A 19,943-nucleotide genomic window follows, 5' to 3' on the forward strand; every position below is an offset into this window, starting at 1 on the left:
CGCGAGCTTCCCCGGCCGTCCGACGGCCTTTGACCGGCCCCTCGCCATCGCCGGAACGCACGCGATATCCAGGAGCGTGGCCGAGGAAATCCGCCGACGACTCCTTTCCTCAATCGAACGCTTCTGCGTCGACAATGCTCCGTTCGGAACTCATAAATGATGTTCCGAACTTCTGGTGGTACACTAGGTGTCGAGGCACAGCAGGAACAGCTGGTGCTGGCTGCAGATCCCCAGTTTGGCATAGGCGCGCTTGCGGTAGGTGGCGACCGAGTTGGCGGTGATCCCCAGATCCAGGGCGATGGCTTCGGTGGTGTAGCCGGTAACGATGCGGCTGCACACCTCGCGTTCGCGCACGGCCAGCGATGGCGCCCGGCGGTCGAGAATGCGCGAGACTGCGGCGGGGTCCGGTCGGGCGGGCGCCGTGGCCGGGGGCGAGCGCAGTTCCTGGTGCCGGAGGACGCATTGCGACGCGGTCTCGGCCAGGCGGGCCAGATTCTCCACCTCTTGCAGCGAAAAGGCCTCGGTTCCGGCGGCGAAGTAGTAGTTCTGGTAGATGGCGTGGGTTTGGCCCTGGTCGAGGATGGAGAGCTTGCCCTCCAGCTGGGCGTCGTCGAAGAAGTGGCGCCGGTACCAGTCGTCCTCGATTTGCCCGCGCCGCATCAGACCCAGGCGCAGCCCCTGGCGCTTCGAGCGCGTCAGGCGGTCCAGGGTGGGGTCGCGCTGGAAGAACCGTTCCGAGACGTATTGGCCGACCAGGACCGAGGCCATTTCCGGGCTGGCCCGGTGCCAGGAGAACAGGGGCCGCGTCCGTTCGCCCTCCAGCGAGACCACGTTGATCTGGTCCAGATTGGCGGCGGCGCCCAGCAGGTCGGCCAGCCGCGTCTCGAACCGCTCCTGGCCGATGGCGGCGATCACCGCCGCCAGCCGCCGGCTGAGGTCGCCGTCGCCGGTCCGGGCGGCGATCTCGCTGTAATCCTGCCAATCGGCCGAAGACGGTCGGCCCATCAGGCTGATGGGTGTTTCCATTGCGCGATCCTCCCTCCGAGCGGGCCTTGTTTCGCCCTCTTCAGGCAAAGACCCTAACATGTCCGGGGCCATGCGGCCAACGGTATAGTTACCGTCCGGTAACTTAGTTACTTTGTGGTAACTAAGTCCTTGCCATCGGTATGGGAGGGGGCTAGCCTTCCCCATGATTTCGCCCCGAGGAAGAGGTGGGTGACGCGAATGGCAATTCCCAGGCAAGGCAGTCCGGCCTTTCCCAACCGCGCCGCCCAGCGGGAGCTGAAGCTGGAGGCCCTGTACGAATGCGCCGCCAGCGCCTTCACCGAGAAGGGTTTCCACGGGACGTCGCTGGACGACATCGCCGCCGCCCTGGGGGTGTCCAAGCCCGCGCTCTACCGCTACGTCCCCAACAAGCAGGCTCTTTTGTACCGGCTGCATTGCCTGTCTCTGGATGCGGCCGAGGCGGCGGTGACCGAGGGAGAGGCCAGCCCGGCCGACGGCATCGAGCGCCTGCGCATCGCCCTGCATCTCTACATCCGCTCGCTGACCGCCTCGTCCAGCGCCTGTCTGGTGCTGATGGAGGAGGGCGCCATGAGCGGCGCCGAGAACGAGGCCATCCTGGCCCGGCGCCGCGCCTTCGAAGGGCGGTTCCGCCGGCTGGTGCGCGACGGCATCGCCGACGGCTCGATCACGCCCTGCGATCCCAAGCTGGCGGTGTTCAGCGTCCTGGGGGCGGGAAACTGGGTGTCGCGCTGGTTCCGCTCCGGCGGCGGCCGTTCGGGAGAGGAAGTCGCCCGGGCCATGAGCCTGCAATTGGCGCGCGGCCTGGCGTCGGTTCCCTCCCGCTATCCCCTGGAATAGGAAAAGGCCGCGCCTTCCCGTGGAAGGCGCGGCCAGTTGGGCCGGTGGAAGGAAAGCGTGAAAGGACCGGCCTGGACGCTGCTTGGAGTACTCTTAGTCCACCAGGGACCAGGCCCCCGCCTTGGCTTCGACCATGTGGAAGGCGCGAAGCGACAGACCCAGATGGTCGGCCGGGGTCATGGAGACGATGCCGCCGGTTCCCACATAGCCCGAGGTCTTCTCGATCTCGTCCCTGACCTTGGCCTTGTCGGTGGACTTGGCCCGGTTGACGGCCGCCATGACGATCTGCAGCGCGTCGTAGGCGTGGCCGGCGAAGGTGGAGGGATCGGTGCCGGCCTTGGCCTGATAGGTCTTGGAGAACAGGGTCACCACCGGCTTCTGCGGATCGGTGGCGGCCAGCTGGTCGGCCACCACCAGCCCGCTGGCCGGCAGTTTCACCCCCTCGGCGGCGTCGCCCGCCAGCCGGATGAATTCCTTCGAGGCCACGCCGTGGGACTGGTAGAGGGGAACGGTGATGCCGATCTGGCGGTAGTTCTTGGTGACGATGGCCGGACCCTGGCCGAAGCCGAAATTGAACACCGCCTGGACGCCCGGCGTGTTCTTGATCTTGGTGAGCTGGGCGGTGACGTCGGGGTCCTTGGACGAATAGATCTCGTCGGCGATGATCTCGACGCCGATGTCCTTGGCCACCTTCAGGGTCTCGTCATGGCCGGATTTGCCGAAGCCGGCATCCTCGGAAATGATCGCCGCCTTGGTGATGCCGCGCTTCCTCATGTCGGCCAGCACCTTCTCGGCGGCCATGCGGTCGTTGTGGGAGACCTTGAACACCCATTTCTTGACCGGCTCGACCACCACGATGGCGCCGGCCAGCGAGATGAACGGCACCTCGCCCCGCTCGATCAGCGGCACCATGGCCATGGTGGTGGCGGTGGTGGTGCCGCCGATCAGAACGTCGACGTTGTCGTTCTGGATCAGGCGCTTGACGTTGCCCACCGCCTTTTCCGCCTGGCCGCCGTCGTCATAGACGATCAGTTCGAGCTTGCGGCCGAGCACGCCGCCTTCCTTGTTGATCTGCTCCACATACATCTCGAGCACCTTCTTCTCGGGCTCGCCGAGAAACGAGGCCGGTCCGGTGGTGGACAGCGGCGCGCCGATGCGGATGACGTCGGCGGCCCCGGCCGGCAGACCCCATCCCGAAACTCCCAGGCCGACCGCGAGAGCGAGCAGACCCCTTCTGGACATGGACATGTTCATACCTCCCCATTCGTGTTTCACACGTTTCTCAGGTCCTTGACGCGGACCGCCTTGCCGAGCGAGCGCGGAAGCTCGCCCGGGTTCTTCAGAACGACGTCGCAGGTGACGCCGATCAGACTCTTGACGTGATGGCGGATGCCGGCTCCGACCCGGGAATAGTCCCCGTCGGCCAGCAGCGGATCGGCCTCGACCTCCACGGTCAGGTGATCCATGGCGCCGTCGCGGCGCACCACCAGCTGGTAATGGGGGACGATGCCGTCCCGGCCCAGCAGCACGGATTCCACCTGGGAGGGATAGACGTTGACGCCCCTGATGATCAGCATGTCGTCGGAGCGGCCGGTGATCCGCTCCAGCCGGGCATGGGTGCGGCCGCAGCCGCACGGTCCGGTCATCAGGCGGGTGATGTCGCGGGTGCGGTAGCGCACCATGGGCAGCGCCTGCTTGGTCAGGGTGGTGATGACCAGTTCGCCCGCCGTGCCGGGCGGCAGCGGCTCCAGCGTCTCGGGATCGATGATCTCGAACAGGAAATGGTCTTCCCAGCCGTGCAGGCCGTTGCGTTCGGGGCATTCGGCCCCGACCCCCGGTCCCATGATCTCGGACAGGCCGTAGGTGTCCTGGGCGCGCACCCCCAGGCGGCGGTCGATGTCGCTCCGGATGCCCTCGCTCCAGGGTTCGGCGCCGAACACCGCCAGGCGCAGCGGGCCGCCGGCCAGGTCGACGCCGTCCTTTTCGGCCTGCTCGGCGATGTTCAGCGCGTAGGACGGCGTGCAGGCCAGCACGGTGGCCCCCAGATCGGCGATCATGGCGATCTGCTTTTCGGTATTGCCGCCCGACATGGGGATCACGGTGCAGCCCAGGCGCTCGGCGCCGTAATGAAAGCCCAGGCCGCCGGTGAACAGGCCGTAGCCGTAGGCGTTGTGGACCAGATCGCCCGGCCGCGCGCCGCAGGCCGCCAGGGTCCTGGCGCCCAGTTCCGCCCAGGTTTCCAGGTCGGCCCTGGTGTAGCCGACCACCGTGGGCTTGCCGGTGGTGCCCGAACTGGCGTGAAGGCGGCTCAGGCCTTCGCGCGGCACGGCCAGCAGGCCGTAGGGGTAGTTGTCGCGCAGGTCGAGCTTGGTGGTGAAGGGGACGTGGCGCAGATCGTCGAGACGGCCGATATCCGCCGGCCTGATTCCCTTGGCGGCGAAGGCCCGGCGGTGATGGTCGACCTTGTCGCAGGCGTGGCCCAGGCTCCAGACCAGGCGGCGCAGTTGCAGGGCCTGGAGTTCGTCGCGCGACATGGTCTCGCGCACCGGATCGAACATGGCAGCCGACGCTGCCCGCGTGATGACGGACATTGGTTCCTCCGAAGCCGTTCCCTCGTGCCCCGCGCGGTCTTGCGCCGCGTCGGGGCGGTCATTCGGCGGCGGACCGCCGCTGAAAGCCCTGCAACGTCTCGACCCGCCGGTCGACCGAGGCCTGGATGCGCTCCAGGTCGGCCGGGGACAGGTGCTTGTACTTGCCGATCATCCGCACGTAATCCGTCACCGGCCGGGGATGCTCCACCCCGCGGGTGAAGCGCAGGCCGCCGGCGGGGGTGAACTCCCACAGGGTGACGAAATTGCTTTCCACCTGGCGGCGGCAGACCTCGGTGGTCATGGCCGCCGGAAAGCGCCAGCCGGTGGGGCAGGGGGCGTGGACGTGGAGATAGGCGAAGCCGGCGCGGCTGGCTTCCAGCGCCTTGTCCAGCTTGGCGTGGTAGTCGTCCAGGAAGGCGGTCGACGCGGTGGCCACATAGGCGCAGCCGTGGCCCATCATCAGCTGCGGCAGGTACTTGCCGTCGGTGCTCTTGCCCCGCCCGACCTCGCCCACCGGGGTGGTCGAGGTCCACGAGCCGAAGGTGGTCGAGCCCGAGGCCTGCATGCCGGTGTTCATGTAGCCTTCGTTGTCGACGCAGATGAACAGGACGCGCTCGCCCCGCTCGGCGGCGCCCGACAGCGACTGGAAGCCCACGTCCACCGCGCCGCCGTCGCCGGCCAGGGCCACCACCGTGACGTCCCGGCCCTTGCGCTCGTACTGGCGCTTGATGCCGCCCAGCATGGCCGCCGTGTTGGTCAGCAGCGGATGGAAGATCGGCACCTTGGTCCCGGTCTGGCCGTTATAGCCCACCGTGCCCATGCCGGGGATGCAGCCGGGCGGCGCCGCCACGATGGAGTCGCGGCCGATGCGGCGCATGGTGTGGCGGATCAGCAGTTCGGAATTGCAGCCCTGGCAGGCCGACAGGCCGGGGACGAACATGTCCTCCCTGGCGGCATGGGCCTGGTGCAGGCGGGCGGCGGCCGACAGGTGCTCCAGGGCTCCCTTGCCGCAGGCGGGAACGCAGGCCGGCGCGCCGTCGCACAGGTCGCATTTGCCCACATGCCCGGCGGCCGGGTCGAAGGCGATGCCGCCATAGGCGCAGCCCAGGGTGCACAGGTGGCAGTCGACGCACAGTTCGGCCGACCAGCCGACGATTCCGGTGCCGCCGTGCTTGTCCAGCGCCCCGGCCGGGCAATTGGCGACGCATTTGGGATCGCCGCACTGGCGGCACAGCGCCATTTCCCAGCTTTTGTCGCGGCCCGCCACGATGGAGACCCGGCTGGCGCCCCCCTTGGCTTTCGAGCAGGCTTTCATGCAGTCGCCGCAGCCGTCGCAGCGTTCGGGGATGAAGCGGATGGTGTCTTGCGCGGCCAAGTCTACCTCCAGCCCTGCGACATCAGGGCGCGGGCGGTTTCCAGGGGATGGGAGAGAAAGCGGTCCCGCACCGGGGCGAGGTCGGTGCGGCGCTGGATCAGCCGCCACAGGATGCCGCCGTCCACCAACCGGTCGATGGCGGCCAGCCCGATCAGGCGGTTGTCCTTGAGCACGATGCGGCAATAGCCGCCGGCCTCGTCGGTGTGGACCTCGACGCCCTCGCCCTCGGGGGTGGCCGCCGCCCCGACCGCCACGGCGTGGCGGCCGAAGAAGCCGTAGGTGTTGAGGGGAAGGCCGCCGCCATAGGGGACGAGATCGGCGTCGCCGGCCATGTCCATTCCGGCGATGCGGCCCTGTTCCACCGCCTCGGGCAGGGTGCCGTTGACCCTCGGCCGGCCGCTGAGGAAGCCATCGGCCTGGGCCACGTCGCCCGCCGCCCAGACGCCTTCCGCGTTGGTGCGCATGCGCGGGTCCACCAGGATGCCCCGATCGGTGGCGATGGGGCCGCCGGCCAGCATCGCCGTCGCCGGGCGCACCCCCGCCGCCACCAGCAGCAGATCGGCCTCCAACTCGGTTCCGTCGTCGAGGCCGAGGCGGCACGGCTCCGTCCCCGCCGCCCGCTCCAGGCGGCGGCCCATCAGCATGCGGATGCCGTGGCGTTCGAAGGTTTCCCGGATCAGGGCCGAGGCCCGGGGATCGAAATACTCGGCCAGGACGTGGGGGCGCATCTCGACCACGGCGACGTCGAGGCCGGCCTCGGCCAGGGTCTCGGCGGCGTGCAGGCCGACCAGCCCGGCGCCCAGCACCACGGCGCGGCGGGCGGTGGCGGCGTGCCGGCGCAGCGCCAGGGCGTCGTCCAGGGTGCGCAGGACGTGGTGGCGGACCCGCTCCAGCCCCTCGACCGGCGGCAGCACGGGTTCGGCCCCGGTGGCCAGCAGCAGCCGGTCATAGGTCCAGCGCCGGCCATCGGCCAGCCGCACGGCGCGGGCGGCGGGGTCGACCCCCGTCACCCGGGCGTCCAGGACCAGCTCGGCCCGGTTTTCGGCGAACCACTCCGCCCCGGCCAGGGCGGTCCGCTCGGGCAGGGAGCGTCCCGACACCACATAGGGCAGGATGGTGGGGGAATAGGGCAGGTGCTTTTCCCCGCTCAGCATCACCAGCCGTCCCTCGGGATCGTGCATGCGGATGGCGGCCAGGGCCTCGCGCCCGGCGTGGCTGGCGCCGACGATCAGGTATTTGGCGTGGGACTCAGTCATGTTCGTTCAGCCAGACGGGTGAGGAGGGGATGTCGCCGCCGGCCGCCTGGAAGGTGGCGGCGATGACGCGGGCGAAATGCTCGCCGGTGATGTCGGCCCCGGCTAGGCCGCCGATGCAGCCGACCAGGGGGATGCGCGCCGGCGAGGCGAACAGGGCGGTCATCACGTCCTGGTGCAGCGGCCCGCACTCCCAGGCGAACGACACCGAACGGTCGACGATTGCGGCGGCCTTGACCTTGGAGAGGGCGGCGACCATCGCCTCGCGCGGGAAGGGGCGGTACATCTTCACCTTGATCAGGCCGACCTTCTCGCCCCGGTCGCGCGCCGCGTCGACGGCATCCTTGCCCGCCCCGGTCATGGAACCGATGGTGACGATGGCGATGTCGGCGTCGTCCAGGCGGTATTCCTCGACCAGCGGCGCCCAGTGGCGGCCGAAGCGCTCGCCCCATTCGGCGTGGATGTCCGAAAACACCCGGAGGGCATTGGCCATGGCCCGCACCTGGCTCTTGCGGTAGCCGACGAAGGACGCCGCCCCGCCGGGGCCGGTGCCGCCGGTCAGGGGGTCCACCGCCATGGGCCGCGCCGGGTCCAGCGCGATGTGCCAGTTGACCGCCGCCTCGCCCAGGAACTCGTCCACCAGCCCGGCGGCGGGCATCTCCACCCGCGACACGCCGTAGGACAGGTAATTGCCGTCGTGGCAGACATTGACCGGCAGCAGCACGTCCTTGTGCTCGGCCAGCTTGAAGGCCATCACCACGGTGTCGAGAACCTCCTGCACGTCCTCGCAGTAGATCTGGATCCAGCCGCATTCGCGCACGCTCATGGCGTCCTGCTGGCCGCCCCACACGCATTGCGGCGACAGCATGTCGCGGGTGACCAGCGACACCACCATGGGCAGGCGCAGGCCCGGCGTCCTGACATAGGGCTCGAACATGAAGGCCAGGCCCGGCCCCGAGGTGGCGGTATAGGTCCGGGCTCCGGCCAGGCAGGCGCCCTGCAGCGCCGACAGTACCGAATGCTCGCCCTCGGCGTTGATCAGCTCGGCGCCCAGAACCCCGTCGGCGACGAATTGTGACAGGCTTTCCACCAGCGAGGATTGCGGCGTGATGGGGAACACTGAGACCACGTCGGGCCGGGCCAGCACCACCGCGCGGGCGGCGGCCTCGTTGCCGTCGCAGACGATCATCTGAGACGAGTTGGGCATCAGCGATGAATTGGGGGTAAGCTGGTTCATCAGGCCGCGTCCTCCTCGACCATGGCGATGGCGTTTTGCGGGCATTCCTGGGCGCAGACGCCGCAGCCCTTGCAGACGCTCATGTCGGCGGCGAACCAGCGCGGCTTCTCGGCGATGCACTGCACCGGGCAGAACAGCCAGCACACCGCGCACTTGACGCATTTGGCGCGGTCCACCAATGGGCGCAGGGCCCGCCAATCGCCGGGCAGCATGGTGCTCAGCCGCGTGGCGATGGGCGCCAAGTCCTTGGGAAGGTTGGAGGGGTCAGGCATAGGCATGGCAGGATTCCTTGAGGTCGAGCACTTCGGTCTCGTCGTAGCCGCGCCGGATCGCCTCGAGATTCTGGGCCAGTCCGGCGTCGCGGAAGTGCGAGCCCTCCATGGCGCGGGCCAGGGATTCCAGCGAGACCATGCCGGTGGTCCGCGCCAGGGCGCCCAGCATCACCGAGTTGGTGATCGGCCGCTTGAACAGCTCCATGGCGATGGACACCGCGTCCACCAGCCCCAGGCGGCGCGCCGTGGGCGGCAGGTCCAGCTCGGCCGGGCTCTTGCGGCTGGCCAGGACCAGGGTGGCGCCTGGGGCCATGCCGGCGAAGATGTTCACCGCGCGCCCCAGGGTCTGGTCGATGCAGACGATGACGTCAGGGTGGTAGATGTTGGTCAGGCTGCGGATGGGCCTGTCGTCGACCCGCAGGAAGGCCGAGACCGGGGCGCCCCGCCGCTCGAAGCCGAAGGTCGGGATGGCGATGGCCCACTTGCCTTCCTCGGCCAGGGCCTGGGCCAGGATGCCTGCCGCCAGGACCGTTCCCTGGCCGCCGCGCCCATGCAGGCGGATTTCGTTGCTCATTGTTTGTCCCTCAGGCGCCGGGCGGGTGTTCCCGTACCCTTGGCTCCTCCGCTACGCTCCGGGGCGCTCAATGCGCCCGCGCTCGACTTTGTCTCGCTCATGGCGCCGTCTCCCAACCGGGCCGCACGCCGGGACCGGCGGTCCCGCGTCCCCGCGCCGGCGTTGCCGGCAGGGCGAAGCCCTGGGTCAGGGCCATGCGGGTGACCAGGGCGTATTTCAGGACCCAGCCCGCGGCGACGGCCAGCAGGCCCGCCGGCACGGCCAGCCCGAACGCCGCCAGCAGAGCCGGTAGCAGATGTCCGGCCAGCACCAGCGGCAGGTCCAGCCGGCGGGCGGCCGCCATGGCCTCGGCGGGGGCCTTCAGCCGGGCGGCGTAGGCGCGCCAGACCAGATAGCGCAGCGCCAGCAGCACCGCCAAACCCTGGCCCAGCCAGGAGGTCTCGGCCCCGGCCAGCCCGGCCAGCAGCAGGGCCAGCCCGGCCCCCTCGGCGGCGGCGGTGGCCAGGACCAGCGGCAGGGTCAGCCGCGCCCGCCAGGCCGGGATGCCCCCGGGCGCTGGTGAGAATGCGGCCCTGGCACCAGACGAAGCCCGCCGCGACCAGCGCCATCAGCCCCAGCAGGCCGGAGGAATTGAGCAGCACGGCGCCGCCGCCCACCGCATAGAGCGCCATGGCCAGGATACCTTCGCGGGTCATCCACGAGGTCTGGGGGTGGAAGAAGACGTTGATCGCCCGCCAGGGCTTGCCGATCTCCAGCCAGACGCAGGCCAGCCCCAGGCCGATCAGGGCGCCGCCGGCCAGGGCGGCGGGGCCGGGGGGCAGGCCGGCGGCGAAGGCCAGGACCAGCAGGCCGGACCCCGCGCCGCCGCCGATGAAATTGCCGGCCGCCCGCCAGTCCCAACTGGCTTGCCGGTGAGGAGAGTGTCTGCTCATTGGCCGTTGTCCCACAGGTAATAGAAGCCCGGCCCGGTACCCTGGTCCTCGTGCATGCGGAACCACTGGTTCTCGGCCGCCAGCCGCGACACCGCGCTGTCCGGGTCGTCCATGTCGCCGAAGCGCAACGCGCCGGAAATGCAGGAATTGACGCAGACCGGCGTGGCTTGCGGGTCGGCGCCCGGCACCTTGCCCGCCGCGAGGCCGGCGTCGATGCGATCGACGCAGAAGGTGCATTTGGTGGCGACGCCGATCTTTTCGTCGCCCAGCCGGTGCCGTTCGTTGCTCATGGGCCGGGCGCCATAGGCGTATTCGGTCCTGTCCACCTTGAAGCGGGCCTCGTAGGGACAGGCCACGGCGCAGTAGGAACAGCCGATGCACAGGTCGTAATCGATGGTCACGATGCCGTCGGCCCGCTTCTGGGTGGCGGTGGAGGGGCAGACCTCCAGGCAGGGCGGCTCGTCGCAATGCTGGCAGCCGGTGGGCAGGAAGATGCGCCGCACGTCGGGGTACTCGCCGGCCTCCATGTCCAGTACCCGGCGCCACTGCACGCCGGGCGGCGTGGCGTTGGTCTCCTTGCAGGCCACCGTGCAGGTCTGGCAGCCGACGCAGCGCCGCAGGTCGGCGACCATGGCGTAGCGGGTCATGAAGCGGCTCCCTTCAGCCGCCAGCCATGGGCGTAGACCACCGAGCGGTCCTGGCGGGCGAAGCCCACCAGGGTGACGCCCAGGCGCTCGGCGGTCTGGACGGCCAGCAAGGTGGGAGCCGATACCGCCGCCAGCATGCCGATGCCGGCGGACGCGGCCTTCTGCACCATCTCGAAACTGGCCCGGCTGGTGACCAGGGCGGCTCCGGCGGTGGCGTCGATCCCCCGGCGGGCCAGGGCGCCGACCAGCTTGTCCAGGGCGTTGTGGCGGCCCACATCCTCGCGGATCAGGGCGACATGGCCGCCGACATCCATCCAGGCGGCGGCATGGGTGGCGCCGGTCTTGCCCAGCAGGTGCTGGCCGGCCCGCAGGCGGGCCAGCGCCTCGGCCATCGCCGCCGGGCGGAAGGTGGCGGCGGCGGTGACCGGAGGCAGGCCGCGCACCACCTGGTCCAGGCTTTCCGTCCCGCACAGCCCGCAGCCGGTGCGGCCGGCCAGGGCGCGGCGGCGGCGCTTCAGGAGGTCGAAGCGTTGCCCCGCCAGTTCGATCCTGACGGCGATGCCCCGGGGCAGGATGTCCACCTCGATATCCCGCAGATCGGCGGGGGTGGCGGCGATTCCCTCGGTCAGGCTGAAGCCCAGGGCGAAATCCTTGAGGTCGGCGGGGGTGGCCAGCATCACCGCATGGGCGATGCCGTTGTATTCCAGGCTGACCGGAATCTCCTCGGCCACCCAGTCGAAATCGGCGTCGACGCGGGCGAAGCTGCGCCGTTCCACCGCCACCACGGCGGTTCCGGGGCAGACGGGGTTGCCCGGGATGGAACCGGGGGTGGGCGGGTGGATGGGAGCGGCGGTCATGGCGCGCCTCCCTCGATCCTGTGGATGGCCACCCGCACGATGTCGGCCCCCGAGCCGGTGGCGTCGGTCAGCGCCAGGGTGGTCTCGGACAGCGGCGTCAGGGCGTTGAGCGAGGGATAGCCCAGATCCTTGGCGTAGGGGGTCTTCCAGTGCTGGAACTGCCCCGGAATGACGATGGTGTCGGGGCGGCAGCCCTGGACCAGTTCCACTTGTCCCCGGGTGAAGCCGGTGGTGGAGCGGACCTCGACCTTTTCCCCCTGGACAATGCCCATTTTCCTGGCGGCGCCGGCGTTCATGATGATGCGGCCGTGGCCGCGCATGTTGCCCGCCACCTCGTTCATCAGCGGAATGCCGGAATTGGAGCCGGTGGAGTACTGCATGCTCTTGGTGGTGATGCCCCACAGCGGGTAGTCGTCGGGATCGCCGCCCGAGGCGATCACCGCCTCGGTCCAGCGGTCGGGGACGTGGTGCCATTGCGGCAGGGCCTGGTATTCGCCCAGTTGCTCGTCCCACCAGGTGATGCCTTGCTCGTGCAGGCGCCGCCCCAGCTCCTCGCCGATGCGCAGCAGGCGCTCCTGGTAGGGCAGTTCGAAGCGCAGCCCCTGGTCGGCAAGGCTGGGATAGAGGTACCAGTCGGTGCGCTTGAACGGTTTCACGAAGAAGCCGTTCTCCTTCATCCACTCCAGGTCCTTGATTTCGGCGCCGCCGGTCATCTCGGCGCTGGCCGCCTTGCACACCGCGTCCCAGATGGCTTCGGGCTCGTTGGCCCGGTCGGTGGGCAGCGAGAAATCGTAGCCCTCGCCCTTCAGCGGCACCAGGGCGAGGCCCCGGTTGAGCCGCTCGTTGTATTCCTTGAGAAGGCCGGTGCGCCGGGCCAGTTCGGTGGAAATCCAGGTGAAGTCGCGGGCCTCGCCCTGGGGCTCGACCACCTTCTGGCGCAGGACGTAGCCCTGGTGCTCCCAGTGCTGCTCGACGAACTTGGTGCCGCCCGCCCGGATCAACTGGGTGCTTTCCAGGTCGGTGGCCTCGGGCAGCAGGATGTCGGCCATGTGGTTGGTCTCGTCCATGGTGTAGGCGAAGGCCACGATGAACGGCATGTGGGCGATGGTGTCGGCGAGACGCTCGATCTCCCAGAACGAGATGGCCGGGTTGGTGCGGTAGGCGAACCAGATTTCCGGCATGGCCGGCTTGGGCCAGTTGTCGGGCGCTTCGCGCATGAACATCCAGGCCAGATGGGTGGGGCCCAGGGCCTGGCTCCACGGTCCGTTGCCCACATGCGGCACCAGGGTGCGGTGGGCGTTGCGCCCGGTGGGCTTGGAAATCCACTTGTCGGGCGAGGTCGGGTTGAAATTGCAGGCCATGAAGCCGTCCTCGCCCGGCTTGACGGTGGCCAGGCGGTTCTCGTGCGGGCGGTTGATGCGCACCGTGGTGCCCAGGGTGCCGCCCGGCACCTCCAGGGCGCCGACCACGGTGGCCAGCACGGTGCGCGCCCAGCAGCATTCGAAGGCGCCCCAGCCGTTGTTGACCGTCTTGCCCAGGGCCACCGCCACCGGGCGGTAGGGCAGGACGCGGCCGTCCACCTCCATGGTCTGGCCGATGCAGGCGTTGTCCAGGTATTCCAGCGCCACCCGGCGGATGGTGGCGGCGGGCACGTCGCACAGCCTTGCCGCCCATTCCGGGGTATAGGAGCGCATGGCCTCGACGGTCAGGGCCAGCGAGGGGCGGCCGGTCACCGCCTGGTGGCGGACCACCTCGCCGTCGGCCTTGTGGGCCAGGGCGGCGGCGATGGGGTATGCGCCGGCCAGGGCGGGAACCGCGCCGGGATGGTCGAAGGGCACCGGGGCGCCGCTCCGGGTGTCCCACATCAGCGGCTTGGCCGTTTCGGGATCGCGCAGGTAATAGCCGTCCGGCCCCACCAGATAGGGCGAGTTGGTGCGGTCCTTCAGGAATTCCACGTCGAGGCGCTCCAGCGGCGTCTCGCACAGCAGGACGTTCAGCATGGCGAACATGAAGGCGGGATCGGTCTTGGGCTTGATGGGCACCCATTCCGCCGAGCAGCCGGCGGTGACCGACAGATGCGGCTCGACCTGGACCCGCTTGATGCCGCGGATGCGGGCGTCGGCGTGGCGGCGCACGGCGCAGACGCCGCCGGTGACCTCCACATTGGCGCCGAACGAGACGATGTAGCGGGTGTTGACGGTGTCGGAGCAGACGGTGAAGGCGCGGTGCCAGAACTCGCCGTAGAGGTGCTCCGAGTGGGTGCACTTCACCCCCTGGCCCGAGCCCAGGCTGTAGTCGATGGGGCCCCAGGCCGCCAGGAAGGCCGGCAGGGTGCCCATGTAGCTGGCCGGCGTGCCGCCATGGCCGAAGGTGGCGGCGACGCGGGGCAGCCCCGCCTCGTCCAGCAGCCCGCGGGCGCGGATGTCGTTGAGTCTGGCGGCGACGGCGTCCAGCGCCTCGTCCCAGGTGATGGGGACGAAGCCGGGGTCCTGGTCCTTGCCCTTCAGCGGATTGGTCCGCTTCATGGGGGTCAGCACGCGGTTGGGATTATAGGTCTTCTGCACCAGCCCGTAGGCCTTGACGCAGGGTCGCCCGTCGGCCGGATGGATGCCGGTTCCGGCGTGGTTGGGCTCCACATGCAGAGCCACGCCGTCCTCGACCACCACAGTCATCAGGTCGGGACCGGCCACGCAATTGTAGCAATAGGTGGGCACCCGCCGTGTCCCGGTCCTTGCCTGACTGTCCATCTCCACGCTTCCTCCCGTGCCGGCCTTGGCATCCGGGGATCAGTGTGGGGGAAGGGCCGATTCGATGTCTGTCCCCCTGGAAAGGGACACGGGACGCCGTCACCTCAAAGCCCGGCCTTGCGGGCCTTGGCCATCAGGCGTTCCCTGGTCTTCTCCACGTCCACGACGAACCGGGAGTGGCGGCCGCTGGCCACCCGGTCCAGGGCGTCGGCGGCGGTGAACGCCAGGGTGACGGCCCGCCCCTCGACCGCGGCGACGGTGACCGTGATGTCCACCCACATGCCGAGCGGGGTCGGGGCGGCATGGTCCATCTCCACCCTGGTCCCCACCGTGTCCTCTCCGGGGGCGAGATGCTCCAGCAGGAACTCGCGGCAGGTGGTCTCCAGGTCGTAGACCAGATAAGGCGTGGCGTAGACCCGGCTTTCCGGCCCCAGGATGCCGATGGTGCGGCCCTCGTCGATGACCCAGCGGCGTGTCGCGGACTGGCCGACAACCAAACTTTCCTTCATGACGTTCTTCTCCACAGTTGCCGTCCTGCTGTGACAGAGCGGGGCGCGGCTGTCTGTCACCCTGCGGAGGGACAGCGCCGGACGCCGTCTCCAGCTTGGGGATGACGCGTACTTCCGAAGTAGATATATTGGCCGTGCTGCTTTCGTGGGGTGGGGACGGAGTTGTCCATACTTGTTGTCGAAGACGATGCCCAGGTCCGCAGTCTGGTCTGCCGGCTGCTGGTCCGCGATGGCCACGAGGTTTCGGCCGTCAGTTCGGCGGCGGAGGCCCGCACGGCCGTCAAACTGCGGCCACCGCGTCTGGTTCTGCTCGACCGGGGCCTGCCCGGCGGCGACGGGCTCGATTTGGGGCGCTGGATCCGTTCCAGCCATCCCGGGACCGGCATCATCATCGTCACCGGCCGCATCGAGGTCGGCGACCGCATCGCCGGCTTGAACAGCGGCGCCGACGACTACATCACCAAGCCGTTCGACACCGACGAACTGCTGGCGCGGGTCCGCAGCCTGCTGCGGCGCCTCGAAAGCATGGCCCCGGCGCCGCCCAAGAGTCCCGAACGGCTGAAGATCGGCGAATGGGACATTGAGTCCGACATGCTGGCCCTGGTGTCCGGCAAAGGCCAGGTCAGGCTGACCCTGACGGAATTGCGCCTGCTGGTCGCCCTGGTGGAGCGTCCGAACCGGGCGGCGACGCGCGAATGGCTGCCTGGACCGCCTGGAGGCCGGCGAAGACATCGGGGGGCGGGCGGTCGATTACCACATCCATGCCTTGCGCGGCAAATTGCGCGAATGCGGCTTTGGCGACGGGGTGATCACCTCGGTGCGGGGGGTGGGCTACGCCTTCACGCCCCCCACCTCCGGAATGTCGGATTCCTGAGGCCCCAGAACCCGGCTGACCGTGTCGGTGAGCTCGATCATGTTGAGGGGCTTGACCAGGAAGGCGGCGATGCCGGCCGAGCGGCACATCTCCGGGCTGACCAGATCGTCGCGGCCGCTGCACAGGATGACCCTGGTCCCGGGGCAGTGCTTCCGGACGGCATGGGCGAGATCGGTTCCGCTGACATCGGGCATCATCTGGTCGGAAACGATGACGTCGAAGGCCTTTCCCTCGCGGATCAGCTCCAGGGCCTCCTGTCCCGAGGCCGCCGCGTGCACCCGATGTCCCTGGCGCCGGAAGAAGCGTTGCAGCATTCCGGCGATGGGAGCCTCGTCATCGACGACGAGAATGGAGGCCGTGCGGGATACCGGGGCAAAGGCGTCGTCGTCGTCCTGATCGCCGGCCATGGGCGCGCCGTCCGCTTCGGGCAGGTCGATGACGAAGCGGGTGCCGCCGCCGGGGACGGATTCCACCGTGATCCTGCCGCCGAGATCCTCGACGATGCCGTGCACCACCGCCAATCCCAGTCCGGTGCCCTTGCCCGTCGGCTTGGTGGTGAAGAACGGGTCGAAAATACGGGAGCGGATGGACGCGGGAATGCCGCAGCCGTCATCGGCGACGGACAGGCGCAGCCAGCCGGAACCGCCCGGCTCCAGGCGGATGGCGATGTTTCCCTTGTGGCTCTCGAAGGCGTCGACGGCATTGCCGCACAGGTTGATCAGGAGCTGATGGATCTGGACCGGCGTGCAGAGGATGGTCGGTTCGCCGTCTCCCAGATCGACCTGGATATCGACCGTCTTCGGCGTGGTGGCCCGGACCAGGGGCAAGGTTTCCTCGATGATCCGGCGCAGGTTCATCGGCTCCTTGTCGGTCTGGGTGACCCGGCTGAAGGTGAGGATCTGGCGGACCAGATCCTTGGCGCGGGTGGCGGCGGTGTGAATCTGGCGGACGTCGTCGGCCAGGGCTTCCGGATCGCCGGAATCGCCCAGGATCAGGTTGTTGTAGCCCAGGATGCTGGTCAGTATGTTGTTGAAGTCGTGGGCGATGCCGCCGGCCAGGGTGCCGATGGCCTCCATCTTCTGGCCCTGGCGCAGCCGTTCCTCCGCCTTGCGGCGCTTGGTGATGTCGCGGCCATAGACGTTGACGTAGTTGGACAGCATCACCGGAACGAACAGGAAGCTGAAGCTCCGCTCGTCCAGGGTGAGCTCCAGTTCCTTGGACGTGCCGCTGTACAGGCAGGACAGCATGGTGATCCGCCATTCCACCGACAGGTCCGAGTTCTGGGCGAACAGGACGCGTCCCGACTGGTTGGCATAGAGAATGTCGCCGTCGCGGCCGAGGCGGAGAATCGGGTCGGGGCTCTGCTCGGGGAGCTTGGCCAGTTCCTGCATCTCTTGCTCGATCCGCTTGCGTTCGGTGACGTCCTCCTTGACCGCCACGTAGAAGACCGCCCCTTCGCTGTTGCGGACCGGGGTGATGACGGTGTCCTCCCAGTAAAGCTCGCCGCCCTTCTTGCGGTTCAGGATTTCTCCGCGCCATTCCTGCCCCGACTTTATGGTGCTCCACATCGCCTGGTAGGTTGCCGCCGGGGTGAGGCCGGATTTGATGAGGGACGGGTTATGGCCCAGGATTTCGTCGGCGGTGTATCCGGTCAGGGTGACGAAGCGGGGATTGACGTATTCGATGGTCGCCGCGTCGTCGGTGATGACCACCGCCATGGGGCTCTGCTCCACCACCGTCGACAGCAGCCGGAGAAAATCCTCGGAGCGGTGGCGCTGGGTGGCGTCGGTGATGGTGCCGACCATGCGGGTGACCCGGCCGTCCACCCGCTCCACCACGGCGGCGATCTCATGGAGCCAGCGGAATTCGCCGTTCTTTTCTCTCAGCCGGTATTCGTGCTCGATGCGGGTTTGGTCCGATTTGAGCAGGGAGAGGAAGCGCCGGTGGACATCCTCCCGGTCGTTGGGATGCAGCAGCATCCTCAGGCCTTCCGAATTCGAGGGGATTTCGTCGGGCTCATAACCCAACATGCTGCTGACATGGGTGGCGTAGAAGACGGTGTCGTCCACCATGTTCCAGTCCCAGAACGCATCATGGCTGTATTCCAGCACCAGCCGCAGCCGTTCCTCCTTTTCGCTCAATTCCTGGGACAGGCTGACCGCCTGGCGTTCCATCCGCAGGTGCCGGGTCATGGTGAGGTGGGTTCCCCACCACAGCAGGAAGGCCATCACGCAACCGATCACCAGGATCAGGTCGGGGCGGCCGCTCGACGGCAGCGAGGGTATGGTCGGGGCGATGAACAGCGTCCAGGTCCGCCCCCCGACCTCCATGCCCGACCATTGGGCGTTCCTCCTGGCGAAGTCGCCCTGCCGTGCCGCCGGGGTGTTGTCCGCATCGAGAAACAGGGAATCCAGCGACGGCTCACCGTCATAGATCTCGAGATCGATGGCCTCGTTGGGGCCGACGATGCCGGCCATCAGGTCGGCGACCACCAGCGAGGCCACGGCCCAGCCCTGTATGGCGGCGCGGCGCTCCTCCACCGTCGCGGTCGGCAAGCCGTGCCGGTAGATGGGCAGGTACATCAGGATGTTGCCGGGGCCGATCAGTTCCAGCTTGGGGGTGACCGCCAGTTGTCCCTTGTCGCGGGCCCGTTCCAGGGTCAGCCGCCGGGTCAGGTCGCTGCCGACGTCGTAACCGATGATCCTGGCCAGCGGCGCCGCCGGCTCGATATAGGTGTTGATCATGTAATCGTCGCGCCGGCCCAGGGGGAACACCCCGAATCCGTTGGTTTCGGTTTGCCTGAGCGCGGTGAACAGCGGCAGTCCCTCGTGGCGGACATAGGCGACGTACCCTATGCCGACAAGGCCGGGATAGTTCCGGCGGACATCGATGGCCTCGATGAAGTGGCTCCAGCGCAGGCCGGAAATCGCCTGGGGCGAGCCGAATTCGGCGGCGGCGGCGCGCAGGAGATCCTCGGTCCGGGTGATCCGGCCTTCGACGATGGCGCGGATGCGCTGGGCCTGATGGAAGAACGTCCGCTGCGCATTGGCTTCCGCCAGTTCCTTGTCCTGCGCCCACAGCACCAATGCGCCGGCGATGGCCGCGATCAGCACGGCCAGCGGGATGAAGGTATAGACTTCCCACCAATGACGCCCGGAGCCGGGCGGCGGCGGACGCGGCATGGTTCAGTTCTCCGCCATCAGGGAAAATATGTCGTCGAAGCCGGACTGGACGTGCCGGAAGGCCTCCAGCGCCGCCGGGTCGAAATGGTCGCTGGATGTCCGGTCGTCGCCGGTCAGCAAGGCCGCCACCGCCGTCTGGTGGGAGAACCCCGCCTTGTAGGGGCGCGCCGAGCGCAAGGCGTCGTAGACATCGCATAGGGCGACGATCCGGGCCTCGATGGGGATGGCGGTGCCGCGCAGGCCGAACGGATAGCCGCCGCCGCTCCAGCGCTCATGGTGATGCAGGGCGATGTTGGCGGCGCAGTCGAGGACCGGGGAACTTGCCGCCGACAGGATCTGGTGGCCGGCCACCGTGTGATGCTCCATGCGAATCCGTTCCTCCGGGGTCAGCGGGCTGGACTTGAACAGGATCGTATCAGGTATGCCGATCTTGCCGATATCGTGCAGCGACGCGGCCAGTTCGATGGTGCGGCAATGGGACGGCCTCCACCCCATGGCCGCGGCCAGGGTTCCGGCATAGCGGCCGATCCGCCGGTTGTGGCGGCCGGTTTCGTTGTCCTTGTGCTCGGCGGCCACCGCCAGGCACTCGAACAGCTTGTCGACCTCGTTGGCGGTTTCGGCATCCGCCCCCCGGGCCGCTTCCCTGGACAGCCTGGCCAGGATGGGCAGCGCCACGTCGCTTCCGGATTTGAGGGGCGAGACGATCATCATGTTGAGATCGCGGCCAAGGGCGATGCGGGCCGTGTCGATCAGTCTCTGGCCGCCGCCGCCGGGAAGGTTCATCACCGAAGCCACCACCGATATGGCGGGGTCGGACCACAGATGCCGCATGGCGTCCTGGACGCTGGCCGCCTCGACCACCGGGACGTCGTGGTGCCGCAGAATGGCCGCGGCGCCGGGATGGCCTGCCACCAGGACGCTTTTGCGCGGCGATTGTGTGGTTGGTGCAACGGCCGACCTGCTTGCGACGCCCATGACTGCCTCCTGCCCGGCCGCGATCCTCTTTCCCTGCCTATAGGGCCATACTTTT

17 protein-coding genes and 1 pseudogene are annotated in these 19,943 nt (G+C 68.7%); 3 read left to right on the plus strand and 15 right to left on the minus strand.

Annotated features, from left to right (window positions below; all coding sequences use genetic code 11):
* Window positions 1-183: 183 nt before the first annotated feature.
* Window positions 184-1,026: a helix-turn-helix transcriptional regulator gene (locus H261_RS25825; RefSeq protein ID WP_008620260.1), complete on the minus strand. Its 843-nt coding sequence runs from the start codon at window positions 1,024-1,026 to the stop codon at window positions 184-186.
* A 198-nt stretch (window positions 1,027-1,224) separates the two neighbouring features.
* Between H261_RS25825 and H261_RS26650 the strand changes: the two genes are divergently transcribed.
* Window positions 1,225-1,863, plus strand: coding sequence for a TetR/AcrR family transcriptional regulator (locus tag H261_RS26650; RefSeq protein ID WP_008620262.1), 639 nt, complete (start codon window positions 1,225-1,227; stop codon window positions 1,861-1,863).
* 93 nt (window positions 1,864-1,956) lie between these two features.
* Here the strand turns inward: H261_RS26650 and H261_RS17800 are convergent, their stop codons facing one another.
* From H261_RS17800 to H261_RS17855, 12 genes are all read right to left on the minus strand, one after another.
* Window positions 1,957-3,117, minus strand: a complete 1,161-nt coding sequence (locus tag H261_RS17800) for an ABC transporter substrate-binding protein (RefSeq protein ID WP_008620264.1) — start codon at window positions 3,115-3,117, stop codon at window positions 1,957-1,959.
* 17 nt (window positions 3,118-3,134) lie between these two features.
* A complete protein-coding gene (locus H261_RS17805; protein ID WP_008620267.1) occupies window positions 3,135-4,454 on the minus strand; it encodes a phenylacetate--CoA ligase family protein in 1,320 nt (439 codons plus the stop codon).
* Between the two features lie 58 nt (window positions 4,455-4,512).
* Window positions 4,513-5,829, minus strand: a complete 1,317-nt coding sequence (gene padI / locus H261_RS17810; RefSeq protein ID WP_008620270.1) for an NADH-dependent phenylglyoxylate dehydrogenase subunit beta — start codon at window positions 5,827-5,829, stop codon at window positions 4,513-4,515.
* Window positions 5,830-5,831: 2 nt separating this feature from the next.
* Window positions 5,832-7,085, minus strand: coding sequence for an NADH-dependent phenylglyoxylate dehydrogenase subunit epsilon (gene padH, locus H261_RS17815; protein ID WP_008620272.1), 1,254 nt, complete (start codon window positions 7,083-7,085; stop codon window positions 5,832-5,834).
* Window positions 7,078-8,319, minus strand: a complete 1,242-nt coding sequence (gene padG, locus H261_RS17820; protein WP_008620274.1) for an NADH-dependent phenylglyoxylate dehydrogenase subunit alpha — start codon at window positions 8,317-8,319, stop codon at window positions 7,078-7,080. Before padG ends, padH begins: the two co-directional genes overlap by 8 nt.
* Window positions 8,319-8,597 carry a 4Fe-4S binding protein gene (locus tag H261_RS17825; protein WP_040476815.1) on the minus strand — a complete coding sequence of 93 codons (279 nt, stop codon included), beginning with the start codon at window positions 8,595-8,597 and terminating at the stop codon, window positions 8,319-8,321. The genes padG and H261_RS17825 overlap by 1 nt, the downstream gene beginning before the upstream one ends.
* Window positions 8,584-9,165, minus strand: a complete 582-nt coding sequence (gene padE / locus H261_RS17830; RefSeq protein ID WP_008620279.1) for an NADH-dependent phenylglyoxylate dehydrogenase subunit gamma — start codon at window positions 9,163-9,165, stop codon at window positions 8,584-8,586. Before padE ends, H261_RS17825 begins: the two co-directional genes overlap by 14 nt.
* A 97-nt stretch (window positions 9,166-9,262) precedes the next feature.
* Window positions 9,263-9,577, minus strand: coding sequence for a hypothetical protein (locus H261_RS25830; protein WP_052004322.1), 315 nt, complete (start codon window positions 9,575-9,577; stop codon window positions 9,263-9,265).
* Between the two features lie 516 nt (window positions 9,578-10,093).
* Window positions 10,094-10,744, minus strand: a complete 651-nt coding sequence (locus tag H261_RS17840; RefSeq protein ID WP_008620282.1) for a 4Fe-4S dicluster domain-containing protein — start codon at window positions 10,742-10,744, stop codon at window positions 10,094-10,096.
* Complete coding sequence (fdhD, locus tag H261_RS17845; RefSeq protein WP_008620284.1) at window positions 10,741-11,601, minus strand: formate dehydrogenase accessory sulfurtransferase FdhD; 861 nt, start codon at window positions 11,599-11,601, stop codon at window positions 10,741-10,743. The genes H261_RS17840 and fdhD overlap by 4 nt, the downstream gene beginning before the upstream one ends.
* Window positions 11,598-14,348, minus strand: coding sequence for a molybdopterin-dependent oxidoreductase (locus tag H261_RS17850; RefSeq protein ID WP_040476816.1), 2,751 nt, complete (start codon window positions 14,346-14,348; stop codon window positions 11,598-11,600). The genes fdhD and H261_RS17850 overlap by 4 nt, the downstream gene beginning before the upstream one ends.
* 104 nt (window positions 14,349-14,452) lie before the next feature.
* Complete coding sequence (locus tag H261_RS17855) at window positions 14,453-14,857, minus strand: thioesterase family protein (RefSeq protein ID WP_040476820.1); 405 nt, start codon at window positions 14,855-14,857, stop codon at window positions 14,453-14,455.
* A 150-nt stretch (window positions 14,858-15,007) separates the two neighbouring features.
* On the opposite strand from H261_RS17855, the pseudogene H261_RS26775 reads away from it, so the two are divergent.
* Together H261_RS26775 and H261_RS26780 are read left to right on the plus strand one after the other, a co-directional pair.
* Window positions 15,008-15,346 (plus strand): annotated as a pseudogene (locus H261_RS26775) (response regulator transcription factor); the annotation flags it as partial.
* Window positions 15,347-15,635: 289 nt separating this feature from the next.
* The gene (locus tag H261_RS26780; protein ID WP_407636097.1) at window positions 15,636-15,731 is read left to right on the plus strand and encodes a hypothetical protein; all 96 of its coding nucleotides are present in this window, start codon (window positions 15,636-15,638) and stop codon (window positions 15,729-15,731) included.
* Here H261_RS26780 and H261_RS23535 read toward each other — a convergent pair.
* Window positions 15,689-18,913: a PAS domain S-box protein gene (locus tag H261_RS23535; RefSeq protein WP_008620298.1), complete on the minus strand. Its 3,225-nt coding sequence runs from the start codon at window positions 18,911-18,913 to the stop codon at window positions 15,689-15,691. The genes H261_RS26780 and H261_RS23535 overlap by 43 nt on opposite strands.
* A 3-nt stretch (window positions 18,914-18,916) precedes the next feature.
* Complete coding sequence (locus H261_RS17865) at window positions 18,917-19,825, minus strand: HD-GYP domain-containing protein (protein ID WP_008620300.1); 909 nt, start codon at window positions 19,823-19,825, stop codon at window positions 18,917-18,919.
* Window positions 19,826-19,943: the final 118 nt, after the last annotated feature.

Source organism: Paramagnetospirillum caucaseum (assembly GCF_000342045.1).
Taxonomy (GTDB): domain Bacteria; phylum Pseudomonadota; class Alphaproteobacteria; order Rhodospirillales; family Magnetospirillaceae; genus Phaeospirillum; species Phaeospirillum caucaseum.